20 protein-coding genes are annotated in these 20740 nt (G+C 67.4%); 7 read left to right on the forward strand and 13 right to left on the reverse strand.

The window, feature by feature from the left end; translation table 11 throughout:
- Positions 1-11 precede the first annotated feature (11 nt).
- From ACK3BB_RS19320 to ACK3BB_RS19360, 9 genes are all read right to left on the reverse strand, one after another.
- The gene (locus ACK3BB_RS19320) at positions 12-731 is read right to left on the reverse strand and encodes an SDR family oxidoreductase (protein WP_428926274.1); all 720 of its coding nucleotides are present in this window, start codon (positions 729-731) and stop codon (positions 12-14) included.
- Positions 728-1180, reverse strand: coding sequence for a MaoC/PaaZ C-terminal domain-containing protein (locus ACK3BB_RS19325; protein WP_428926275.1), 453 nt, complete (start codon positions 1178-1180; stop codon positions 728-730). Before ACK3BB_RS19325 ends, ACK3BB_RS19320 begins: the two co-directional genes overlap by 4 nt.
- A complete protein-coding gene (locus tag ACK3BB_RS19330) occupies positions 1180-2226 on the reverse strand; it encodes a Gfo/Idh/MocA family protein (protein WP_428926276.1) in 1047 nt (348 codons plus the stop codon). Before ACK3BB_RS19330 ends, ACK3BB_RS19325 begins: the two co-directional genes overlap by 1 nt.
- The gene (locus tag ACK3BB_RS19335; protein WP_428926277.1) at positions 2216-2545 is read right to left on the reverse strand and encodes an L-rhamnose mutarotase; all 330 of its coding nucleotides are present in this window, start codon (positions 2543-2545) and stop codon (positions 2216-2218) included. The genes ACK3BB_RS19330 and ACK3BB_RS19335 overlap by 11 nt, the downstream gene beginning before the upstream one ends.
- The gene (locus ACK3BB_RS19340; protein ID WP_428926278.1) at positions 2545-3663 is read right to left on the reverse strand and encodes a mandelate racemase/muconate lactonizing enzyme family protein; all 1119 of its coding nucleotides are present in this window, start codon (positions 3661-3663) and stop codon (positions 2545-2547) included. Before ACK3BB_RS19340 ends, ACK3BB_RS19335 begins: the two co-directional genes overlap by 1 nt.
- Entirely contained in the window at positions 3663-4757 is a 1095-nt protein-coding gene (locus ACK3BB_RS19345) for an ABC transporter ATP-binding protein (protein WP_428926279.1), read from the reverse strand. Before ACK3BB_RS19345 ends, ACK3BB_RS19340 begins: the two co-directional genes overlap by 1 nt.
- Before the next feature lie 3 nt (positions 4758-4760).
- Entirely contained in the window at positions 4761-5627 is an 867-nt protein-coding gene (locus ACK3BB_RS19350; RefSeq protein ID WP_428926280.1) for a carbohydrate ABC transporter permease, read from the reverse strand.
- On the reverse strand, positions 5627-6523 hold the full coding sequence (locus tag ACK3BB_RS19355; protein ID WP_428926281.1) for a carbohydrate ABC transporter permease: 897 nt from the start codon (positions 6521-6523) through the stop codon (positions 5627-5629). Before ACK3BB_RS19355 ends, ACK3BB_RS19350 begins: the two co-directional genes overlap by 1 nt.
- Before the next feature lie 69 nt (positions 6524-6592).
- Positions 6593-7909, reverse strand: coding sequence for an ABC transporter substrate-binding protein (locus ACK3BB_RS19360; protein ID WP_428926282.1), 1317 nt, complete (start codon positions 7907-7909; stop codon positions 6593-6595).
- A 178-nt stretch (positions 7910-8087) separates the two neighbouring features.
- On the opposite strand from ACK3BB_RS19360, the gene ACK3BB_RS19365 reads away from it, so the two are divergent.
- A complete protein-coding gene (locus ACK3BB_RS19365; RefSeq protein WP_428926283.1) occupies positions 8088-8870 on the forward strand; it encodes an IclR family transcriptional regulator in 783 nt (260 codons plus the stop codon).
- 207 nt (positions 8871-9077) lie between these two features.
- Positions 9078-9923 (forward strand): amidohydrolase family protein, encoded by an 846-nt coding sequence (locus tag ACK3BB_RS19370; RefSeq protein WP_428926284.1) that lies wholly within the window; start codon positions 9078-9080, stop codon positions 9921-9923.
- A gap of 504 nt (positions 9924-10427) precedes the next feature.
- Here the strand turns inward: ACK3BB_RS19370 and ACK3BB_RS19375 are convergent.
- From ACK3BB_RS19375 to ACK3BB_RS19385, 3 genes are all read right to left on the reverse strand, one after another.
- Positions 10428-11531: an extracellular solute-binding protein gene (locus tag ACK3BB_RS19375; protein ID WP_428926285.1), complete on the reverse strand. Its 1104-nt coding sequence runs from the start codon at positions 11529-11531 to the stop codon at positions 10428-10430.
- The gene (locus ACK3BB_RS19380) at positions 11528-12718 is read right to left on the reverse strand and encodes a CaiB/BaiF CoA transferase family protein (RefSeq protein ID WP_428926286.1); all 1191 of its coding nucleotides are present in this window, start codon (positions 12716-12718) and stop codon (positions 11528-11530) included. Before ACK3BB_RS19380 ends, ACK3BB_RS19375 begins: the two co-directional genes overlap by 4 nt.
- A gap of 239 nt (positions 12719-12957) precedes the next feature.
- Entirely contained in the window at positions 12958-13614 is a 657-nt protein-coding gene (locus ACK3BB_RS19385) for a GntR family transcriptional regulator (protein ID WP_428926287.1), read from the reverse strand.
- Positions 13615-13751: 137 nt separating this feature from the next.
- Between ACK3BB_RS19385 and dctP the strand changes: the two genes are divergently transcribed.
- The 5 genes from dctP to ACK3BB_RS19410 all read left to right on the forward strand — a co-directional run bounded on the left by dctP (position 13752) and on the right by ACK3BB_RS19410 (position 19644).
- Positions 13752-14738, forward strand: coding sequence for a TRAP transporter substrate-binding protein DctP (dctP, locus tag ACK3BB_RS19390; protein ID WP_428926288.1), 987 nt, complete (start codon positions 13752-13754; stop codon positions 14736-14738).
- A gap of 207 nt (positions 14739-14945) precedes the next feature.
- Positions 14946-15494: a TRAP transporter small permease gene (locus ACK3BB_RS19395; protein ID WP_428926289.1), complete on the forward strand. Its 549-nt coding sequence runs from the start codon at positions 14946-14948 to the stop codon at positions 15492-15494.
- Positions 15494-16810 carry a TRAP transporter large permease gene (locus tag ACK3BB_RS19400; RefSeq protein ID WP_428926290.1) on the forward strand — a complete coding sequence of 439 codons (1317 nt, stop codon included), beginning with the start codon at positions 15494-15496 and terminating at the stop codon, positions 16808-16810. Before ACK3BB_RS19395 ends, ACK3BB_RS19400 begins: the two co-directional genes overlap by 1 nt.
- Positions 16807-18117, forward strand: coding sequence for a malonyl-CoA decarboxylase (locus ACK3BB_RS19405; protein WP_428926291.1), 1311 nt, complete (start codon positions 16807-16809; stop codon positions 18115-18117). Before ACK3BB_RS19400 ends, ACK3BB_RS19405 begins: the two co-directional genes overlap by 4 nt.
- Before the next feature lie 12 nt (positions 18118-18129).
- Positions 18130-19644 (forward strand): malonate--CoA ligase, encoded by a 1515-nt coding sequence (locus ACK3BB_RS19410; RefSeq protein ID WP_428926292.1) that lies wholly within the window; start codon positions 18130-18132, stop codon positions 19642-19644.
- 568 nt (positions 19645-20212) lie between these two features.
- On the opposite strand, the gene ACK3BB_RS19415 is transcribed toward ACK3BB_RS19410, so the two are convergent.
- A complete protein-coding gene (locus ACK3BB_RS19415) occupies positions 20213-20728 on the reverse strand; it encodes a DUF3299 domain-containing protein (protein ID WP_428926293.1) in 516 nt (171 codons plus the stop codon).
- Positions 20729-20740: the final 12 nt, after the last annotated feature.

Here is a 20740-nt window from a genome sequence, read left to right on the forward strand (position 1 = left end):
AGGTTTGTCCCTCAGATGGTCCAGCCGCCGTCGATGCAGACAGCCTGGCCGGTGGTGTAGGTTGCGCCCGCCAGTTGCACGGCGAGATCGGCGATTTCTTCCGGCTCGCCGATGCGGCCCATGGGCTGGCGGGCGATGAAATCGGCGCGGGCCTTGTCGTAATCGCCCGTGTCTGCAAGGCGCTGGTCGAGCGATGGCGATTGCACCGTGCCCGGGCAGATCGCGTTGCAGCGGATGCCCTGGGTCACGTAATCTGCGGCGACCGATTTGGTCAGGCCCAGCACGGCGGCCTTGGTGGCGGAATAGACAAAGCGGTTCGGCACACCTTTGATCGAAGACGCCACCGAGCTCATGTTGATGATGGCGCCGCTTTCGCGCTCCAGCATGCCCGGCAGGACGGCCTTGATCATGCGGACCATGGCCTTGACGTTCAGGTCAAACGCGAAGTCCAGGTCGCTGTCCGGCGCCTCGAGGATCGAGCCGCCATGCACCACGCCTGCGCAGTTGAAGAGCACGTCCACCGCGCCGATCTTTTCGACTAGGGCATTCACGGCGTCCGTGTCCAGCACGTCCAGCTTGGCAGTCTGGCACTCCAGCCCCGCCAGCGCCTCGGCATTGATATCCGTTGCCCAGACATTGCATCCGGCCGCGATGAAGGCCTCGGCCGAGGCGCGGCCGATGCCCTGGGCGGCGGCGGTGATCAGGACGGTCTGGCCGGCGATTTTGCTCATGCCATCACCTCTTTCTTTTCAACGATGTAGATATGTTCACAGGCCAGAACGACCTGGTCGCGCTGGTTCAGCACTTCGACCTTTTCAAAGAGCTTGCCGGAGGTCGGCCGTTTGGGGTCGTCTTCCTTCCGTGCCGCCGTGACGCGGGTGCGGATCGTGTCGCCGATCATCACCGGGCGGACAAAGCGCAGCCGGTCGTAGCCGTAGGAAAACGCCAGCGGGTTGATCTCGGTCGCGGTGAGGCCGACGCCGATGGCGAAGATCATCGTGCCATGGGCGATCCGGCCGCCGAATTCGGATTTCGCCATGAACTCGGCATCCATGTGATGCGGGAAGAAATCGCCGGTATGGCCGGCATGGACGACGAAATCGGTTTCGGTGATCGTGCGGCCATAGGTCTCGCGGCTTTCGCCGATCTCGTAATCTTCAAGGTAGCGGGGGCGTTCCATCAGGGCCTCTTCTCGATTGGGGTCATGGGCGCGGCAGAGGACGCATAGGCGGCCTCGACCAGCGCCATGGTGCGCCAGCCGTCGGCGACGGGCGCGATGAGGGTGTCTTCTCCAGCGGCGGCGCGTTGCAGGTTGTGCATGCGGGCGGTGAAGCTTTCGGTGAACCAGGATCCGCGCAGGGGGATGTCGTGCCATTGCCCGCCGGTGTGGATCTGCAGGATGTCCGGTTCGCCCTTCGGGTAGTCGAGGTTGACGCCCAGCTTCATGTAGGCGGCGCCTTCGGTGCCCGCGATGCGCATCTCGCAGGCCTGGTGCGGGCGGCCGTAATCCCAGTCGTGGTTGACCGACAGGACACAGCGGATGTCCGCGCCGTAATCCAGGATCGCCGCTGTACGCGTCTGGGCGACCTTGTGGGACGGGTGGCCGATGGTCTTGGCGTGGATGCCAGCCGGGTCGCCCAGCAGGTGGCGGATCAGGTCGAGGTAGTGGATCGAATGCATGGTGATCTCGATCCGGGGCAGGCCTTCGAGGAATTCCCAGAGGCCCCATGGCGTGGCCAGCACGCCGTGCATCTCGATATCGACGACGCGGCCCAGCAGGCCCCTGTCGATGGCGTCCTTCAGCGCGACGGCCATGGGCGCAAAGCGCAGCTGGAAGTTCATCGCGGCCTGAAGGCCCCGGGCCTCGCAGATGTCCAGCACTTCGGAGGCGCCTGTCAGGTCGGACCCCATGGGCTTCTGGATCAGACAGGGCGCGCCCTCGGGGAGGGTCTTCAGGATCGAGGCATGGGCGGCGGGCGGCGTGGCCAGGTCGTAGACGGCGTTCTCGACGGCCAGCGCCTGATCGACGGTCAGCGCCTGCGTGCCGTGTTCCGAGGCCAGTGCCTGGGCCTTGGCAAAGTCCGGGTCGGTGATCCCGGCGACCGTGTAGCCCCCGGCCTTCCACGCCGGCAGATGCGCGTCGCGGACGATGGAGCCGGCGCCGAAGATGACGATGGGGCGGCGGACGGAGGGCAGATCCCATTCCTGTTTCAGCTCAATCGACATGGAAGACCTCCTCCATGTCGGCCCACCAATCGCCGTCCTTGCGGGTGTCCAATGGCACCTGACAGGGCATGCAGACGGCCCACCAGCGCTGGGTTTCCTCGTCGGCGGCCATCTTGGCGGCGTCGGCGGCCCAATCGTCTCCGTGATATTCGAAGGTGGCGAACAGCAGGTTCTCCGGCTCGCGCAGGAAGATCGTGTAGTTGCGGATGTTGCATTCGGCGATCTTCGCCAGCACGCCGGGCCAGACTGCGGCGTGCAGCTCCTTGTACTCGGCGATCTTCTCGGGGCTGACCCCGATCACCTGTCCCATGCGGACCATCAGACCCCCTCCCCGAGGTTCATGGTGAATTCGGCGACCGACCGGCGGTCGATCTCGGCAATGTCCCAGTCGATGCCGATGCCGGGGGCTTCGGGCGCCTGCGCCATGCCGTTTTCTATGACCAGCCCCTGCCCGGTGATCTCGTCGAGCTGGGGGATGTATTCCACCCACATGCCGTTGCGGATCGCGCAGACGAGCGAGGCGTGCAGTTCCATCAGGAAATGCGGCGCCACGGCGAGGCCATGGCATTCGGCCATATGCGCGACCTTGAGCCAGGGGGTGATGCCGCCGATCCGGCCGGCATCGACCTGGATCACGCTGGCAGCCCCCCGCGCGACGTAATCGGCGAAATGGCGGATGGAATAGAGGCTTTCACCCACCGCCACAGGCATCGACGCGATGCGCGCCAGCTCGGCGTGGCCTTCGATATCGTCGGCGGCCAAAGGTTCCTCGAGCCAGCCCAGGTCGAAATCCGCGAGCGCATTGGCCCGGCGACGGGCGGTGTCGCGCAGGAAGCCCTGGTTGGCGTCGACCATGATCTCTTGGCTTGGCCCCACGGCATCGCGGATGGCGCCGATGCGGGCGGCGTCCTCGGCGGCGGAAGGCTTGCCGATCTTGACCTTGGACCCCTTGAACCCGGCCTCTTTCGCGGCAATCGCGTCGTCTACCAGCGCTTGCGTCGGGATATGCAGCCAGCCGCCTTCGGTGGTGTAACAGGGTGCCTGCGCCTTCGCGCCACCGGCCAGTCGCCAGAGCGGCAACCCGGCGCGTTTGCAGCGCAGATCCCACAGCGCCGTATCGACAGCCGCCAAGGCAATGGAAGTCAAAGCCCCCACCGTCGTCGCATGGGTGTGGAATTCGAGGTCGGTCCAGATCGCCTCGACCTCTTCGGCCTCGCGGCCCAGCAGACGCGGCGCAAGGTGGTCGGACAGCAGCCGCATGACCGACGACCCGCCGGTGCCGATCGTGTAGGAATAGCCCATGCCCACCGCCCCGTCGGTGTCGGTGATCGTGACGAGGGGCGTCTCCTGGCTGACGAAGGACTGGATCGCGTCGGTGCGTTTCACCTTGGGCGCCAGGTCCACCATCTGCAGCTTGATATGGGCGATCCGGGCCATCAGGCGCCCCGCAGCGACAGGCCGCTGTCGGCATCGAAGAGATGCGCGTTCGACAGGTCGAGATGGAAGGTCATGATCTCGCCCGGCGTCACTCGCCGGGGGTTGAGCATCCGCCCCGTGAACCGCTGCCCGGCCAGGTCGGCGAAAAGCAGCGTCTCGTTGCCCAGCGGTTCGGACAGATCGACGGTCAGCTGCATCGAGGTCACGGCATGGCCGCCCTCGGAATGGATGCCATGGCCTTCGGGGTAGAGATCATCGGGGCGCAGGCCAAAGACCACGTTGCGCCCGGGGGCGACGTTGAAGGCCGGGGGCATGGGCAGCTCGGTGCCATCGGCAAAGCGCAACCCGGTCTCCGTGGTCACGGCCTCGGCCATGTTCATCGGCGGCGAGCCGATGAAGCCCGCGACGAATTGCGAGGCGGGGCGGTTGAAGACCTCGTCGGGGGTGCCGACCTGCTCGATATTGCCGTCCTTCATGATCACGATCCGGTCGGCCAGGGTCATCGCCTCGACCTGGTCGTGGGTCACGTAGACAACCGTGGCCTTGAGCCGGGCGTGCAGCTGCTTGATCTCGGTCCGCATCTGACCGCGCAGCTTGGCATCGAGGTTCGACAGCGGCTCGTCAAAGAGGAACACATCCGGGTTGCGCACGATGGCCCGGCCCATGGCCACCCGCTGGCGCTGACCACCCGACAATTGCGCCGGGCGGCGTTCCAGCAGCGGGGTGATTTCCAGGGCACGGGCGGCCTCGGCCACGGCGGCGTCGATCTCGGCCTTGTCCTTGCCGGCGATCTTGAGCGTGAACCCCATGTTCTCGGCCACGGTCATGTGCGGGTAAAGCGCGTAGGACTGGAACACCATCGAGATGTTGCGCTGGCGCGGGGCCAGGTCGTTGACCACCCGCGCGCCGATGCGGATGTCGCCGCCGGTGATGTCCTCCAACCCGGCGATCATCCGCAGGGTGGTGGACTTTCCGCAGCCCGAGGGGCCGACGAGCGCCACGAATTCGCCGTCGGACACGTCGAGGTCGATGCCCTTGACCGCGTGGAAGGCGCCATAGTTCTTGTCGAGTTTGGAAAGCGTGAGCGTTGCCATGTCTTACCCCTTGATCGCGCCGGACGTCAGGCCCGAAACCAGGTGCTTTTGCACCGCGTAGGTGAGGATGAGAGCCGGGATGATCATGACCACGGCCAGGGCGCACATGCCCCGCCAGTCGATCGTGAACTCGGCGGTGTAGTCGAGAAGGCCGACGGGCAGCGTCTTGCTGTCGGTCGAGCGGGTCAGCTGCGAGGCCAGGGCAAACTCGTTCCACGAGGTGAGGAAGGCGAAGATGCCGGCGCTGGCGATGCCGGGGCGGGCCAGCGGGAATTCGACCTGCCAGAAGGCCTGCCAGCGGGTGCAGCCGTCGATCTGGGCGGCCTCGGCCAGGTCACGGGGCACCTGCCGGAAGAACCCGTCGATCAGCCAGATGGTGAAGGGCACGTTCAGGGCGGTGTAGGCCAGGATCATGCCCATGTGGGTGTCGATCAGCCCGACCTTGGCGAAGACGAAGAACAGCGGCAGCGACAGGGCGATACCCGGCACCGTGCGGGTCAGCATGAGCCCAAGGAACCAGCCGTTCTTGCCCTTGAACCGGTAGCGGGCAAAGGCGTAGCCGCCCGACATGCCGATGGCCAGCGAGATGATTGTCGAGGTGACGGCGATGATGACCGAGTTGCGGAAATAGCTGATCACCGGGATGCCGCCCTCGCCCACGCCGGAAAACATCGCGACATAGGCATCGAAGGACAGCTGCTGGGGGATCCAGATCGGCGGCTTGGCCATGATCTCGACCGTGGGGCGCAGCGAGTTCAGCACGATCCACAGGCCGGGCAGGCAGATGATCGCCATGGCCACGAAAAGTGCGATGTTCAGCGTCCAGTTCGAGGCCGTCTTCTTCAGGCGGGCTGTTGCGTTCTCGTCCATTACCAATCCGCCCCGACCTGGGCCCGGGCCTTGCCGAGTTGTGAGAAGAAATATGCCGTGAAGGCGATGGACAGCAGGATCGCGACATAGGCCATGGCATTGGCCATCCCCATGCGCGCGTCCGAATAGGCGGTCCGCGCGATCAGGGTCCAGAGCACCTCGGTCCGGCCAGCCGGCCCGCCGTCGGTCATGATCTTGATGATGTCATAGGCCCGCGCCACGTCCAGCGACCGGATCGTCATGGCGATGAAGGCAAAGGGCATCAGGAAGGGCCAGGTCACGTATTTGAACGTCTGCCAGGGGGTGCAGCCGTCGACGCGGGCGGCCTCGAGCGGGTCGCGCGGCATGGCCATCAGGCCGGCCAGGATGAAGATCGCGAAAACCGAGGTCGAAGACCAGATCTCGGCCGCGCAGATGGCGATGAAGGCCAGCGTGCCGTCGATCAGCCAGGGGATGGCGCTGTCGGTCAGGCCCAGCGATTGCAGGGCGTTGTTCACCAGGCCGATATTGTCGTTGAACATGAACTTGAACTGAAAGCCCACGAGGATCGGCGAGAACATCATCGGGAACATCAGGATCGTGCGCAGGATGCGCTGGCCCCGGGAAAACCGTTCGACCAGCATGGCCAGGCCCAGGCCCAGCAGCATTTCCAGGTTCAGCGCCACGGTCAGCAACAGCACGGTCCGCCCGAAGGCGATCCAGAAATCGGCATCGGTGAAGATGCGTTCGTAATTGCGGAACCCGACCCAGTCATAGATCGTCTCGGGCCGCGTCAGCCTGAACGGGGTAAAGCTCGAATACAGGGACAGCAGCAGCGGCAATAGCACGATGGCTGCCAGCACGATGACGGCAGGCAACAAGAGCAACACCGGCGGAGGCAGACGCCAGGCCTTCATGGACTTCTCCAGTGGGGATGGGGGCATGGGTCGGGGGCCGCGAGGGGAGCGGCCCCCGGACGGGCGCGCTTAGAGCTCGCCCGCGTCTTCAAGGATGTAGGTCGCTTCCTTGGCGGCATCATCCAGCGCCTCCTGCGGGGTCTTGTCCCCCAGGATGGCGGCTTGCAACTCGGGATAGAGCACGTTGGTGATCTCGATCCAGCTGGGCGTCTGCGGCACCGGGAAGGCCGTCGCGGCGGCTTCCTGGAAGGCCATCAGCACTTCGGACCGGTAAGGGTCGTCCTTGGCCTGTTCGATCACGTATTCCCAGACAGAATCGCGGGTGGGCAGCGGGCCGGCGGCGCTTTCCAGCTTCTGGCTGTCCTCGTTGGTCAGGAACCAGACCAGCGATGCGGCGGCCTCGGGGTTTTCGCAATCCTCGGTGACCGAGAAGCCGTGGAAGCCCGACCAGCCGGTGCGCTTGTCGGCCGAGCCTTTCGGCGGCGGGGCGACGCCCACGTTTCCGGCCACGCGGCTGGCATCGGGGTCATTGAAGAAGGCGGCCCAGCCCGGCCAGTCCAGGTTCAGCGCGACGGTGCCCGAGGCAAAGCCCTGGCCCAGGTCGTCCCACAGGTAGTTCGGCACGCCGACCGGCACGGCCTTGGCCGAATAGAGATCCACGAACCATTGCAGGGCCTCGACCCCGGCCTCGGAATTGAAGGCCGGCTCGCCGTCGGCGTTCAGGAATTCGCCGCCATTGGCCACCAGCAGTTCATAGAACCGGCCGGCGATGGCTTCTTCCTTGCCGGCGTATTGGGTGCCGTAGAAATTGGGCGCATCGGCAAAGAACTTGGCCTGGTCGGCCACCTGGTCCCAGGTTTCCGGCACCGCCAGGGCATAGCCGTACTCGGCCTCAAAGGCCGCCTGGTTGTCGGCGTCGTCGTAGATGTCCTTCTGGTAATACAGGGCCGAGACATCGAATTGCGCGCGCGGCAGCATGACCAGCTTGCCGCCCAGCGTCGCCGCGCCGAGGTTGGCATCGACGAAATCGGCCAGCGCGTCCTCGGACAGCAGGGCGGACAGGTCGGTGTAGATGCCCGGATATTGCGGTGCAAAGGACGAATGGTTCGACCCCACGCACCAGCCCAGCTCGCCCGTGGCGATGTCGGACTTGATCTCGCGGTCCAGCTCGAAATGGTTCTTCTTCGAGATCACGTTGACCGTCGCGCCGGTGGCCGCTTCCCATTCGGCGATGCGCCCGTAAAGCGACTCGTATTGCTGGCCGCCGATCAGCTTGGCGTCGATCGTCACGCCGTCGTAGCTGCCCGGCAGATCCTGGGCCGAAGCGCCCGTGGCGCCGACGGCCAGGGCCAGCACGGCGCACATCGTCGTTGCAGAATATCTCATGTCTGTCCTCCCTGACATCCGTGAGGTCTTCCCTAAGATCCCCACTTATGGATAATCTATTCATATGCAAATCTCACCCGGGCGGCGCTGTCAAGGTTTTCCGCTGGATATGAGAGAACTATTCACCTATGAACGCCCAGCTTCACAGGGGCGTAACAGGGGGGCAAACGGAGGCAAGATGACCGACGACACCGACCGTTACCGCGCGCCGGCGCTGGACAAGGGGCTGGACATCCTCGAACTGCTGTCGGGCATCGACGGCGGGCTGACCCAGGCCGAGATCGCCAAGGCCCTGGGCCGCAGCCCCAACGAATTCTACCGCATGCTCGACCGGCTGGCCCGGCGGGGCTATGTCGCCCGGGTCGATGGCGACCGTTATGCGCTGACCCTCAAGCTGTTCGGCCTGGCCCATCTACACACGCCGGTGCGCCGGCTGGCCTCGCTGGCCACGCCCTTGCTGCGCGAGCTGGCCAAGCAGACCTGGCAGGCCAATCAGCTGGTCGTGCTGGACCGGGGCAACCCGGTTGTCGTGGCCCAGCAGGAAGCGCCGGGCTACTGGGGCATCTCGATTCGGGTGGGCTCGCATATCGGGCTGTTCGACACCGGGTCGGGCCATGTGCTGCTGGCCTTTGCCACCACCGAACGCCGGCGCGAGATCGTGGCCGAAAACCGCGACACCGGCGCCCCCGCGCGCGAGATCCCGCCCGAGCTGGAGGCCCGGTTCGAAAAGATCCGCGCCCAGGGCTACGAGGCCATGCCCTCGGCCCAGACCGTCGGCGTGACCAACCTGTCGGCCCCCGTCCTGGCGCCCAACGGCGAGGTCGTGGCCGCCGTCACCATTCCCTACCTGCCGCTCAAGGACACCACCGGCGCGCCCTCGATTGACGATGCCGTTCCGGCCCTGCTGGAAACCACGCGGGCGCTGTCGGCGCTGATCGGCCGCGACGAAACCCCGGACTAGGCCCCGCCCCCCTGCACCGCACCGCACCGCACCGCACCGCACCGCACCGCACCGCACCGCACCGCACCGCACCGCACCGCACCGCACCGCACCGCACCGCACCGCACCGCACCGATGGGTGCGCGGCAATCGGCGGCGATGCAAGGGGGAAGACATTCGCATCTGAATGATCCATTTTTGGGTGAATGAACCACGCGGGAGGACACCATGCAGACCGAGACCCTGATCGACACACATCTCCACCTCGTAGACCGGACCCGGCTCGACTACCCCTGGCTGAAATCCGCCCTGCCCCTGCGGCGCGACTGGCCGCTGGCCGATTATGCCACCCAGGCCCGCCAGCTGGGCATTTCCGAGGCCCTCTTCATGGAAGTCGACGTGGCCGAGCCGCGCATCGAGGACGAGATCACCTGGGTCGAGGAACAGGCCGCGGCCGGGGTCTTTCCCATCACGGGCATCATCGCCTCGGGCCGGCCGGAATCGCCCGATTTCCCGGCCTATCTCGACCGGCTGGCCGACCGGCCGCTGGTGCGGGGCATCCGGCGGGTGCTGCATGTCATGCCCGACGAGCTGTCGCAGGCCGCGGCCTTCCGCGAGAATGTCGCACGCATGGCCGGGCCCGACCTGCCCTTCGACATCTGCGTGCTGGCCCGGCAATTGCCCCTGGCCCAGGACCTGGCCGATGCCGCGCCGAACGTGCGCTTCGTGCTGGACCATTGCGGCGTGCCCGACATTGCCGGCGGGGCCTGGGACGAATGGGCCCTGAACATCCGCGACCTGGCCCGCCGGCCAAATGTCTGGTGCAAGATCTCGGGCGTGGTGGCCTATGGCGGCGACGGCTGGGCGCTGGACGACCTCGGCCGCTGGGTCGACCACGTGGCGGAATGTTTCACCCCCGACCGGCTGTGCTGGGGCGGCGACTGGCCGGTCTGCACCCTGGGTGGCGGGCTGCCGACCTGGGTGGCCGCTACCCGCGCCATGGTCGCCGGCTGGAGCGCCGACGAACGCGCCCGGCTCTATGCCGGCACGGCCCGGGAGATCTGGCGGATCTGACGCGCCGCGGGCAGCCTGCGACGGCGGGGTGGGCGGGCGGGAGCCGTCGCGGGCTGCCCGCCCCCGCCACCTGCACCTACGGTTTGCGTCCGTCTCGCAGCCCGGGTCCGCCGCTTTCCGCCCACAACAGGTCTACATCCAACGCCCGACTGTGACCTACCGGCCCGGTGCCATCGCCATCGCGCCGATCTGCTGCCACCCGCCCGGGCCCTGCGATCATCGGCGCCGTCCTGCACCTCTCGGACCGGTCCTGCCGCTCTCAGCCCCGGCCCGCAGCTTCCGCCCCGGTCCCCTCCCAGGCCGGCAGTCTCCCGGCCCGGTCCCGTTGTTGTCGCCCTTGGCCTTTGGTCTGCCAGCCCGGTCCCGTGGCCATCGGCATGACGTCTCACGGTCAGATCCTGCCGTCATCGCCCCGGCCTGCAGCCTCCCGCTCCGGCCTGCCCTACAGCCCCGGCCGGCTACACAAAGGCCGAGGCCAACCTGGATCCGCCCTGTCACGCCGCCCTAACCGAAGCTCTGCGTGAACATCGCGTCCAGGTCATCCAGCGCGGCGGTGATCCGGCCGTCTGTCAGCGCCTGGTTCACCCGTTCGGCCGCCGCCTGCTGGAACGGCATGTAGCCATCGTGGCGCGGCCGCATCCAGGCCCCGTCCAGCGTGGCCAGCGTGCCCGAATAGAACCCGCCGGCCGCCGCATCCCCGCCCGCGCTGGTCCAGCCGGCCCGGTGCCCGGCCTGTCCGCCGGCCTCGATGTAAAGCCCGGCCTGGGCCTCGGGCCCGGCGATATGGCGGGCAAAGGCCAGCGCGGCCTCGGGCGCCTTGCAGAACGCCGACACCGCAATGCCCGTCCCGCCCAGGGCGCTGCCTCCCACGCCGCCCGCACCGGTCGACGGGATGTCGTGAAAGGTCACCCGCTGCGGCCGCATCCCCGGGATGGCATAGGAAATATAGCCGTAGATCAATGGCGCGCAGGCAATGGTCCCGCCCGAGGTCATCTCGTCCAGCACCTCGATCGGATCCTGGCCGAAACAGCGCGGATCGACCAGGTCGGCCAGCGCCTTGAGCCGGTCCAGCGCCTCGCCCGCCCCGTCGCGGTCACAGAACGCCTGGCCCCGGCCGGTCCGGCAGGGATGGCCCAGGTTGGCCGCCAGGGTGAAGAACGACATCAGCCCGTGCGGCGGGCGCAGCGGGATGGCCACGCGGCCGTCGCGGGCCAGCGCCATCACGTCGTCCCAGCCGGTCAGCGGCCCGGTCAGGTCCGGCCGCACCGCCTGCACCTGGGCCGCCGCGTCGATCGGCCAGGCCCATTGCCGACCCTCCCAGGTATAGCTCTCGAACGACCCGCCCACCGAACCGGCGGCAATCTCGGGCGCGTCGGGCAGCGGATGCAGGCAGCCTTCGGCCGTGATCTGGCCGACATGGGGGTGATCCATGACGATCAGGTCGAAATTGCGGGCCAACTCCTCGACCGGGTAACTTTCGAAATCCTGCAGCGAGCGTTTCTCCCAGGTGATCTCGACACCGTGGCTGTCGGCCCAGCTGCGCGACAGGGCCAGCAGCGGGTCGATGCCGCGCGGGTGGTCCCAGGTCATGCCTTTCAGACGGATCATAGGTCGAACTCCTTGCGGATCGCGTCACTGTGTTCCCCGACCTGCGGCGCGGCCCGCCGGCCGCGCGGCCGGATGCCGTCGAAGGTCAGCGGCGCGCAGGTCGTGTCGATCGACACCCCGTCGTCGCGGGTCACCGTCTGCAACAGGCCCAGCCGGCGAAAGGCCTCTTCCTCGACCAGGTCGCCCCAGTCCAGCACCTCGGCGCACCAGATGTCGGCCGGCTGCAGCACGGCCAGCCAGTCGGCCACCGTGCGCTCGGCCACCCGCCCGGCGATCCGCGCCTTGATCCCGTCGCGCTCGGCAAAGGGCGCATTGGCCGGCAGCCCGGCCAGCTCGGGGATCTCCATCAGCGCGGCCAGCCGGTCCAGCGGGGTCATGGCCAGGGCCAGGTGCCCGTCGGCCGCCGCATAGACGCCATAGGGCGCGCCCAGGTAGGCATGGGCGGAATTGCTCTGCGACCGGCTGGGCAGACGTCGGCCGTCGTTCAGCCAGGTGGTCAGCACTTCGAATTGCAGGTCGACCAAGGCTTCGAGCAGGCTGGTTTCCACGTGGCGCCCGCGCCCGTCGATGCCCCGGCGCACCAGCGCCGCCAGGATGCCCTGGCTCAGCGCCACGCCGGCAAACATGTCGCCCACGGCCAACCCCATGGGCACCGGGCCCTGGTCGGCATCACCGGTCAGCCACATCAGCCCCGACCGGGCCTGGGCCAGCAGATCCTGCCCCGGCAGGCCGACCCAGGGCCCGTCGGTGCCGTAGCCCGAGACCGAGCCCATCACCAGCCGCGGGTTCAGCGCATGGACGGTGTCCCAGCCCAGGCCGATCCGTTCGGCCACGCCGGGCCGGAAGTTCTGGATCATCACGTCGGCCCGGGCCAGCAGCCGCTTGAGCGCGGCCAGGTCGGCGGGCTGCTTGAGATCCAGCGCCAGGCTTTCCTTGCCCCGGTTGATCGCGTGGAAAATCGTCGAATCGCCGCCGATCTCGGTGTCCGACAGGTAGAGCTGGCGCGAAAGGTCCCCCTGCCCCGCGCGCTCGATCTTGATCACCCGCGCGCCCAGGTCCGACAGCCGCAACGAGCAATAGGGCCCCGACAGGAACTGGCTGAGATCCACGACCAGCAACCCCTCGAGGGGCCGTTCGGGCGCGGGGTCGGTCTGATCCGCCACGGCGTTCGTCTCCATTTGGCTCATGATAATTCTTCTGTGAATGTCTCCCTCACATATGAATGATGCATCGGGACATGGCTCGTCAAGGCCGGTAACGCCACCGGTTGCCCATCGGCCGCCCGCAATCAGGGCACAGGCCGGTGAAGGAAAGGACACGGACAGGGCATCGGCCGGCCGAAAGCCGCGCGGCCGCCGGTCACGGCGGACAAGCAGGGCACGCGCCAGAACAGGACCGGAACCGGGCCGAAACCGCCCCGCCTGCCTTACTCGGCAGCCGGTTTCAGGCTGGCCATCAGGTGGTGGAATTTCTCGCCCTGCACGGCCACATGGGCGTGGATCGCCTCGGCCGCCCCAGCCTCGTCACCTGCGGCCAGCGCATCGACAACCGCCTCGTGCTCGGCCATCGACTGGCCCAGGCGCCCGCGCAGGCGCAGTTGCAACCGGCGAAAAGGCTTCAGCCGCCGGTGCAGGCGCAGGCATTCCTGTTCCAGGAACCCGTTGCCCGATTGCCGGTAGAGCATGTGGTGGAACCGCTCGTTCTCGCGGTAATAGAGATCGGTGTCACCGGCCTGCACGGCCTGCTGGCACAGGGCATTGACCGCCCGCATGCCCTCCAGCGCCGCATCCGAGATCCGCCGGGCGGCCAGCCGGGCGCAGATCGCCTCCATCCCGGCCATGACCTCGAACATCTCGATCAGCTCGACCGGCCCGGGCTGGCGCACGAAGACGCCCCGCCGGGGGATCTGTTCGACCAGGCCGGACAGGGCCAGCCGCTGGAAGGCCTCGCGGATTGGCGTGCGCGAGACATCGAACCGCGCGGCCAGCTGGACCTCGTCCAGCCGCGCCCCGTCGGCAAAGGTGCCGTCGAGGATCATGCCCTCGAGCGTTTCGGCGATGATCTCGGCGCGTCTTGGTTCCATGGGCCATGCGTACCACGGCATCGCCCATGTGCGCAACGACCTGCTTCTTGTATACAAAAACGTTGACGTGCGGAACATGAAGTGAGACCCATTGAGGCGTCCGATCCACGAATCGGACACGCCAAGGGAGGAAAACCATGCACCTGAAATTCACGGGGGCCACGGCTGCGCTTGCGCTCTTTGCCGGCACCCTGACCGCTCATGCGACCGAACTGCGCCTGTCCCACCAATGGTCCGACAAGGACGTGCGCCACCAGGTCGCCCAGATCGTGGCCGACGAGGTCGCCGCGGCCGATGTCGACCTGGAAATCAAGATCTTCCCCACCCAGTCGCTGTTCAAGGCCCGCGAGCAATACACGCCCCTGTCGCGCGGCCAGCTCGACATGACCGTCCTGCCCCTGTCCTACGCGGGCGGCCAGCAGCCGGCCTATAACCTGACGCTGATGCCCGGCCTGGTGAAGAACCACGACCATGCCGCGCGGCTGAACGACAGCGAATTCATGGCCGAGATCGAGAAGATCCTCGAAGGCGACGACATCATGACCCTGGTGCCGGGCTACCTGGCCGGCGGCTTTGCCGGCAAGGACGGCTGCATCACCGGACCCGACGACATGCCGGGCAAGCAGACCCGGGCCGCGGGCAAGGCCTTTGAACAGATGCTGGCCGGGGCCGGCGCCTCGATCGCCTCGATGGCCTCGTCCGAGATCTACAATGCCATGCAGACCGGCGTGCTGGATGCGGCCAATACCTCGTCGTCGTCCTTTGTCAGCTACCGGATCTACGAACAGGTGGCCTGCTACACCCCGGCCGGCGATTACGCGCTGTGGTTCATGTACCAGCCCATGCTGATGAACAAGTCGACCTTCGACGACCTGACCGAAGAGCAGCAGGCCGCGTTGCTGGCGGCCTCGGAAAAGGCCACGGCCTTCTACCTCGACGAGGCCAAGAAGGAAGACGCCGCCAGCCGCCAGGTCTTTGCCGATGCCGGGGTCGAGATCGCCGAGATGACCGAAGAGGAATTCAACGCCTGGCGCGAGTTGGCCAAGGAGACCTCATACAAGATGTTCATCGAACAGACCCCGGGCGGCGACAAGCTGCTCGACATGGCCCTGTCGGTCGACTGATCCGCCGCGGCCCGGCCCCGGCCGGCCCCCTTTTGCCCGTCCCGGCCCCGCGCCGGCGGCCGGCATGGGGCCGCACCGGGCCGGCCGCGACATGCGCGGCCCCGGGCAGATCGCCGGGCCGCATCCGATCCGCCGGCCCGCCGGGGCCGGTGCAGACGGGTGGCCCGGAACGGGGCCGCCCGCCCATGAACAGATTTGGAGTGACCCATGGCGGGCCACAGCTCGGCGGCGGTTGCAAGAACCGCCAACAATCCCTTCCTGCGCGGCGTTGCCGCCCTCTCGACCCTCGCCGGCTGGTGTTCCGCCGGGATGATCGTGGCGGCCGTTGCCATCACCTGCCAGATGATCTGGATCCGCTTCGTGCTGAACGGGTCGACGATCTGGCAGACCGAGGCCGTCATCTACCTGATGATCGCCGCGACCCTCGTGGGGCTGGCCTATGTCCAGCGCCTGCGCGGCCACGTCAATGTCGACCTGCTGCCCCTGACCTTCGGGCCGAGGGGCCGCCGGGTGCTCTGCGTGATCACCCTGGGCCTGTCGATCCTGGTTGTCGGGGTCATGCTGTTCTACGGCTATGAATTCTGGCACTTCGCCTGGGATCGCGGCTGGCGGTCCGACACGGTCTGGGGCGTGCGGCTGTGGATCCCCTACCTGGCCATCCCCGTGGGCTTTGGCCTGCTGCTGCTGCAACTGGTCGCCGACCTCTATGCCGTTCTGATCGGCATCGACGCCCCCTTCGGACTGGAGGACGCCTGATGGATCCCCTTCTTCTTGGCGCCCTTGTCGCCATTGCCACCATTGTCGTGCTGTTTTCCGGCGTGTCGGTCGCGCTTGGCCTGCTGATCGTTTCGGGCGGGTTCCTGATCGCCTTCGACGGCATGCGCTCGCTAGAACTGATGCCCGAGATCTTCTTTGGCAAGCTCGACAATTTCGCCCTGCTGTCGATCCCGATGTTCATCATCATGGGCGCCTCGATCGCCTCGACCCGGGCCGGCGCGGACCTGTACGAGGCGCTGGAACGCTGGCTGACCCGCGTGCCGGGCGGGCTGGTCGTGTCGAACCTGGGCGCCTGCGCGCTCTTTGCCGCCATGAGCGGGTCCAGCCCGGCGACCTGCGCGGCCATCGGCAAGATGGGCATCCCCGAGATGCGCAAGCGCGGCTATCCCGACGGCGTGGCCGCCGGCTCGATCGCCGCGGGCGGCACGCTGGGCATCCTGATCCCGCCGTCGGTCACCATGATCGTCTACGGCATCGCCACCGAAACCTCGATCGGCCGGCTGTTCCTGGCCGGTGTCGTGCCCGGACTGCTGCTGGTCGCGCTGTTCATGGCCTGGTCGCTCTATTCGACCTGGCGGTCGGGCCAGGCCAGCGTGCTGTCCTCGGGCAGCTACACCTGGCGGCAACGGTTCGAGATCCTGCCCCGGGTCCTGCCCTTCCTGGCGATCATCCTGGGCGTGCTCTATGCCATGTACGGCGGCGTCGCGACGCCCTCGGAAACCGCGGCCGTCGGCGCGCTGCTGTGCCTGCTGATCGCCATGGTGATCTACAAGCTCTGGAACCCCAGGGACCTCTGGGTCGTGCTGCGCGACAGCACCAAGGAATCGGTGATGATCCTGTTCATCATCGCCGCTGCCGGGGTGTTCTCGTTCATGCTGTCGTCGCTGTTCATCACCCAGTCCATCGCCGAATGGATCGGCACGCTGGATGCCAACCGCTGGGTGGTCATGGGCGCGATCAACGTCTTCCTGCTGATCGCCGGGTTCTTCCTGCCGCCCGTCGCCGTGATCCTGATGGCCGCGCCGATCCTGCTGCCGATCATCACCTCGGCCGGCTTCGACCCGATCTGGTTTGCCGTGGTGCTGACGATCAACATGGAAATCGGCCTGATCTCGCCGCCCGTCGGTCTGAACCTCTACGTGATCAACGGCATTGCGCCCGACATCTCGCTGAAGACCATCCTGGCCGGCTCGCTGCCCTTCGTGGCTTGCATGATCCTGGCCATCGTGCTGCTGTGTCTGTTCCCGGGGCTGGCCACCTGGCTGCCCGACATGGTGATGGGAACCGCCCTGTGACCCTGCTTGCCGATCTTCTGACCACCGTCTTCGACCGCCGCGACAGGTTTTCCTGGCGGTCGAAACCGGGCGACCGCCCCCTGCCCGACCTCGCCGCCGAGCTGGTCGCGGCCGAAGGCGAGGTGACCGGGCTGACCATCGCCCAGCAATTGCTGGCCGGCTACCGCGAGGCCGACGATGCCACGCGGCTGGCCTTCTTCCGGTTCCTGGCCCAGGAGATGACCATCTCGCCCGATGCCATCCGCCAGGCGCTGGCGGCCTATGAACAGGGCCAGAGCAAGGCCAGCTACCGCGCCTACATGGAGGCCGCCGAACCGCCCCGCCAGGAGCTGATCCGCCGGCTGAACCGGGTGCCGGGCGCCACGCGCACGCTGGTGCGCATGCGCATGGATCTCTTGCGGCTGGGCGGGGACGACGATGCGATCCAGGCGCTCGACCTCGATTTCCGCCATCTCTTTGCCAGCTGGTTCAACCGCGGGTTCCTGGTGCTGCGCCCGATCTCGTGGGAAAGCCCGGCCCATATCCTGGAAAAGATCATCGCCTACGAAGCGGTCCATGCGATCAATTCCTGGGACGACCTGCGCGACCGGCTGGAACCGGCCGACCGGCGCTGCTTTGCCTTCTTTCACCCGGCCATGCCCGACGAGCCGCTGATCTTCGTCGAAGTCGCCCTGACCCGGGGCATCCCCGGCACGATCCACGAGGTGCTGACCGACCAGCGCCCGCGGCTCTTCCCCGAAGATGCCGACACGGCCGTGTTCTATTCGATCTCCAACTGCCAGCAGGGGCTGGCCGGGATTTCCTTTGGCAATTCGCTGATCAAGCAGGTGGCTTCGGACCTGGCCCATGACTGGCCCGGGCTGAAGACCTTTGTCACCCTGTCGCCGATCCCCGGGCTGGTGCGGTGGCTGGACACCCAGGGCATCGCGCCGCTGTCCGGCGACGGGCTGCGCGAACAGGCCGCGCGCTACCTGCTGCAGGCCCGGCGCCCCGATGGCCAGCCCGTCGACCCGGTGGCCCGGTTCCACCTGGGCAACGGCGCGCGCATCCTGCACCTGCATGCCGATGCCGACCTGTCCGACAAGGGCCTGGCCCAGTCGGCCGGGGCCATGGTCAATTACCATTACGATTTCGACACCGTGACCCAGAACCACGAGGGCTATGCCACCCGCCACCAGATCGCGGCCTCGTCCGAGATCCGGGGGCTGGCCGCGGCCGCCGAAAAGGCCGACAAGGCCGCGCAGACCGCCCGCACCGCCCGCCAGCCGAAATCCGACAAGACACCTGACGACAAGACAACCGCATGAGGAGCCATTGATATGGCGAACCCCCTTTATGACCGTCTCTTCGGCGCCCATGCCGGCAAGACCACGCCCTTCCTGATCCTGGCCGATGGCAGCGTCCTCAGCCATGCCGATTTCCTGGCCCGGGCCGCCCGCATCGCCCATGTGCTGACCGGCCTGGGGCTGCAACCCGGCGACCGCCTGGCCGCCCAGGTCGACAAGTCGCCCGAGGCCCTGGCGCTCTATGCCGCCTGCGCCCAGACCGGCGTGGTCTTCCTGCCCCTGAACACGGCCTATACCGTCGACGAGCTGACTTATTTCATCGACAATTCCGGCGCCCGCCTGGTGGTCTGCGACGGCGCCCGGGCCGAGACGCTGGCTCCCGTGGCCCAGGGCCTGGGCGCGGCGATCGAAACGCTGAACGGCGACGGGTCGGGCACGCTGACCGACAAGGCCGCGGACCGGCCCGACACCTTCGAGACGGTCGCGCGGTCGGGCGACGACCTGGCGGCGTTTCTCTATACCTCGGGCACGACCGGCCGGTCGAAAGGCGCGATGCTGACCCAGGACAACCTGCTGAGCAATGCCCGGACCCTGGCCGGGGAATGGCGCTTCACCGACCGGGACGTGCTGCTGCATGCCCTGCCGATCTTCCATACCCACGGGCTGTTCGTGGCCACCAACATCACGCTGATCGCCGGCGGCGCGCTGATCTTCCTGCCGAAATTCGACGCCGGCGAGATCATCCGGCTGATGCCCCGGGCCACGGCGATGATGGGCGTGCCGACCTTCTACACCCGGCTGCTCGACGATCCGGCCTTCACCCGCGAACTGGCCCGCGACATGCGGCTCTTCGTGTCCGGCTCGGCCCCGCTGCTGGCCGAGACCCACGTGCGTTTCGAAGAGCGCACCGGGCATCGCATTCTCGAACGCTACGGCATGACCGAGACCAACATGAACACGTCCAACCCCTATGACGGCGAGCGCCGGGCGGGGACCGTGGGCTTCCCCCTGCCCGGGGTCGAGCTGAAGATCACCGGCGCGGGCGGCGAGACCCTGGCCCAGGGCGAGGTCGGGCTGATCGAGGTGCGCGGGCCGAACGTGTTCAAGGGCTATTGGCAGATGCCCGAGAAGACCCGCGAAGAGCTGCGCGAGGACGGGTTCTTCATCACCGGCGACCTGGGCATGATCGACGCCGATGGCTATGTCCATATCGTCGGGCGCAACAAGGACCTGATCATTTCCGGGGGCTACAACATCTATCCCAAGGAAATCGAACTGGTGCTGGACGACCAGCCCGGCGTGCTGGAAAGCGCGGTGATCGGGGTGCCCCATGCCGATTTCGGCGAGACGGTGCTGGGCCTGATCGTGGCCGAGCCGGGCGCCACGCCCGACCTCGAGGCCATCGCGCAGGTGGCCGGCGAAAAGCTGGCCCGGTTCAAGCATCCGCGCAAGCTGGTGGTCATCGAGGCCCTGCCGCGCAACACGATGGGCAAGGTGCAGAAGAACATCCTGCGCGACACCTACAAGGACACCTTCGCCCCGGCCTGACCGTCGGGGAAGGCCGGCCATCGGCCCCGCCCCTTGGCCCGGCCCCGGTGAATCCCGTGACCAGCCGCCCCAATTGACGGTCTCAATTGATCTCCCGGCCGGCCGCCGCACCCATGGCACCGGCCGGATCATGCCACCGGCCCGCCCACAACGGCCCGACCTCGATAGTCACCGCCTTGACCGGATGGGGAGTCGTGAGCCGCCAGCCTTGACCTGGTTGGGGAACGTCAGCCGCCAGCCATCGCCGGGTCGGGCAACTTGAACGGCCGGCCTTCTCTGACCTGACCTCATCAACGGCCGCCCTTCAACCGGCCCCCCTCAACCAGCCGCCCCCTTCAGCGCCCCGGTCACCTGCCTGGCATCTAAGGCTGCTCGCCTGGGTCAGGCCGGACCCGGTGGATTGGCCGGCCGTCAGCCGCTGAACCGCTCCAGCGGCCCGTCTCAAATGATCTGCCCCCATAACGGACGGCCGTCGTCACAGACCGCCCCCGCCACAGGTCCACATTGCCGACAGGCCCCGGTCCACCTTCGCGACAGGCCCGCCCCTGCCACCAGCCCGCCAAGGGCCCTAGCTGTAAGGTTCCACCTTGTCGGCCGACAGCGCATAGCCGATGTCGGCCAGCTGGGTCGAGGTCTGGGCCGTGCCGAACATGCCCGTCACGACAACCGGCGCGAACAGCCCGTCATCCTCGTAGGGCGTTTCGGTCGTGACCAGCACCAGCTGGTTCGGCGGCGGCGGCGGCACGTGGATGCAGGCCCCGACATAGGGCACCAGGATAAAGGCCGTCACCCCCGTGCCCGAGTAATCCAGCGGGATGATGAACCCGGCCAGCCGCACGATCTCGCCGTTCCAGTCGGTGCGCACCCCGGTCGACATGGCCTGCCCGGCCGGGGCCGCTCCCTCGTCATGGGGCACCACGCCCTGCAAGGACGGCGGCAGCGCCGGGGCATCCTCGGGCAGGAGATCGTCCCAGGACAGGTCGTGGATCTGGGCGGCCAGGGCCGCGCGGGGGCCAAGGCCCAGCCCGGGCAGGGCCAGCGCGGCCAGCAGCAGCTGGCGCCGGGAGGTCGTAAGGCAGGTCATCGGGTCATCCTT

It is taken from the genome of Marinibacterium sp. SX1 (assembly GCF_050389775.1).
Taxonomy (GTDB): Bacteria; Pseudomonadota; Alphaproteobacteria; order Rhodobacterales; family Rhodobacteraceae; genus Marinibacterium.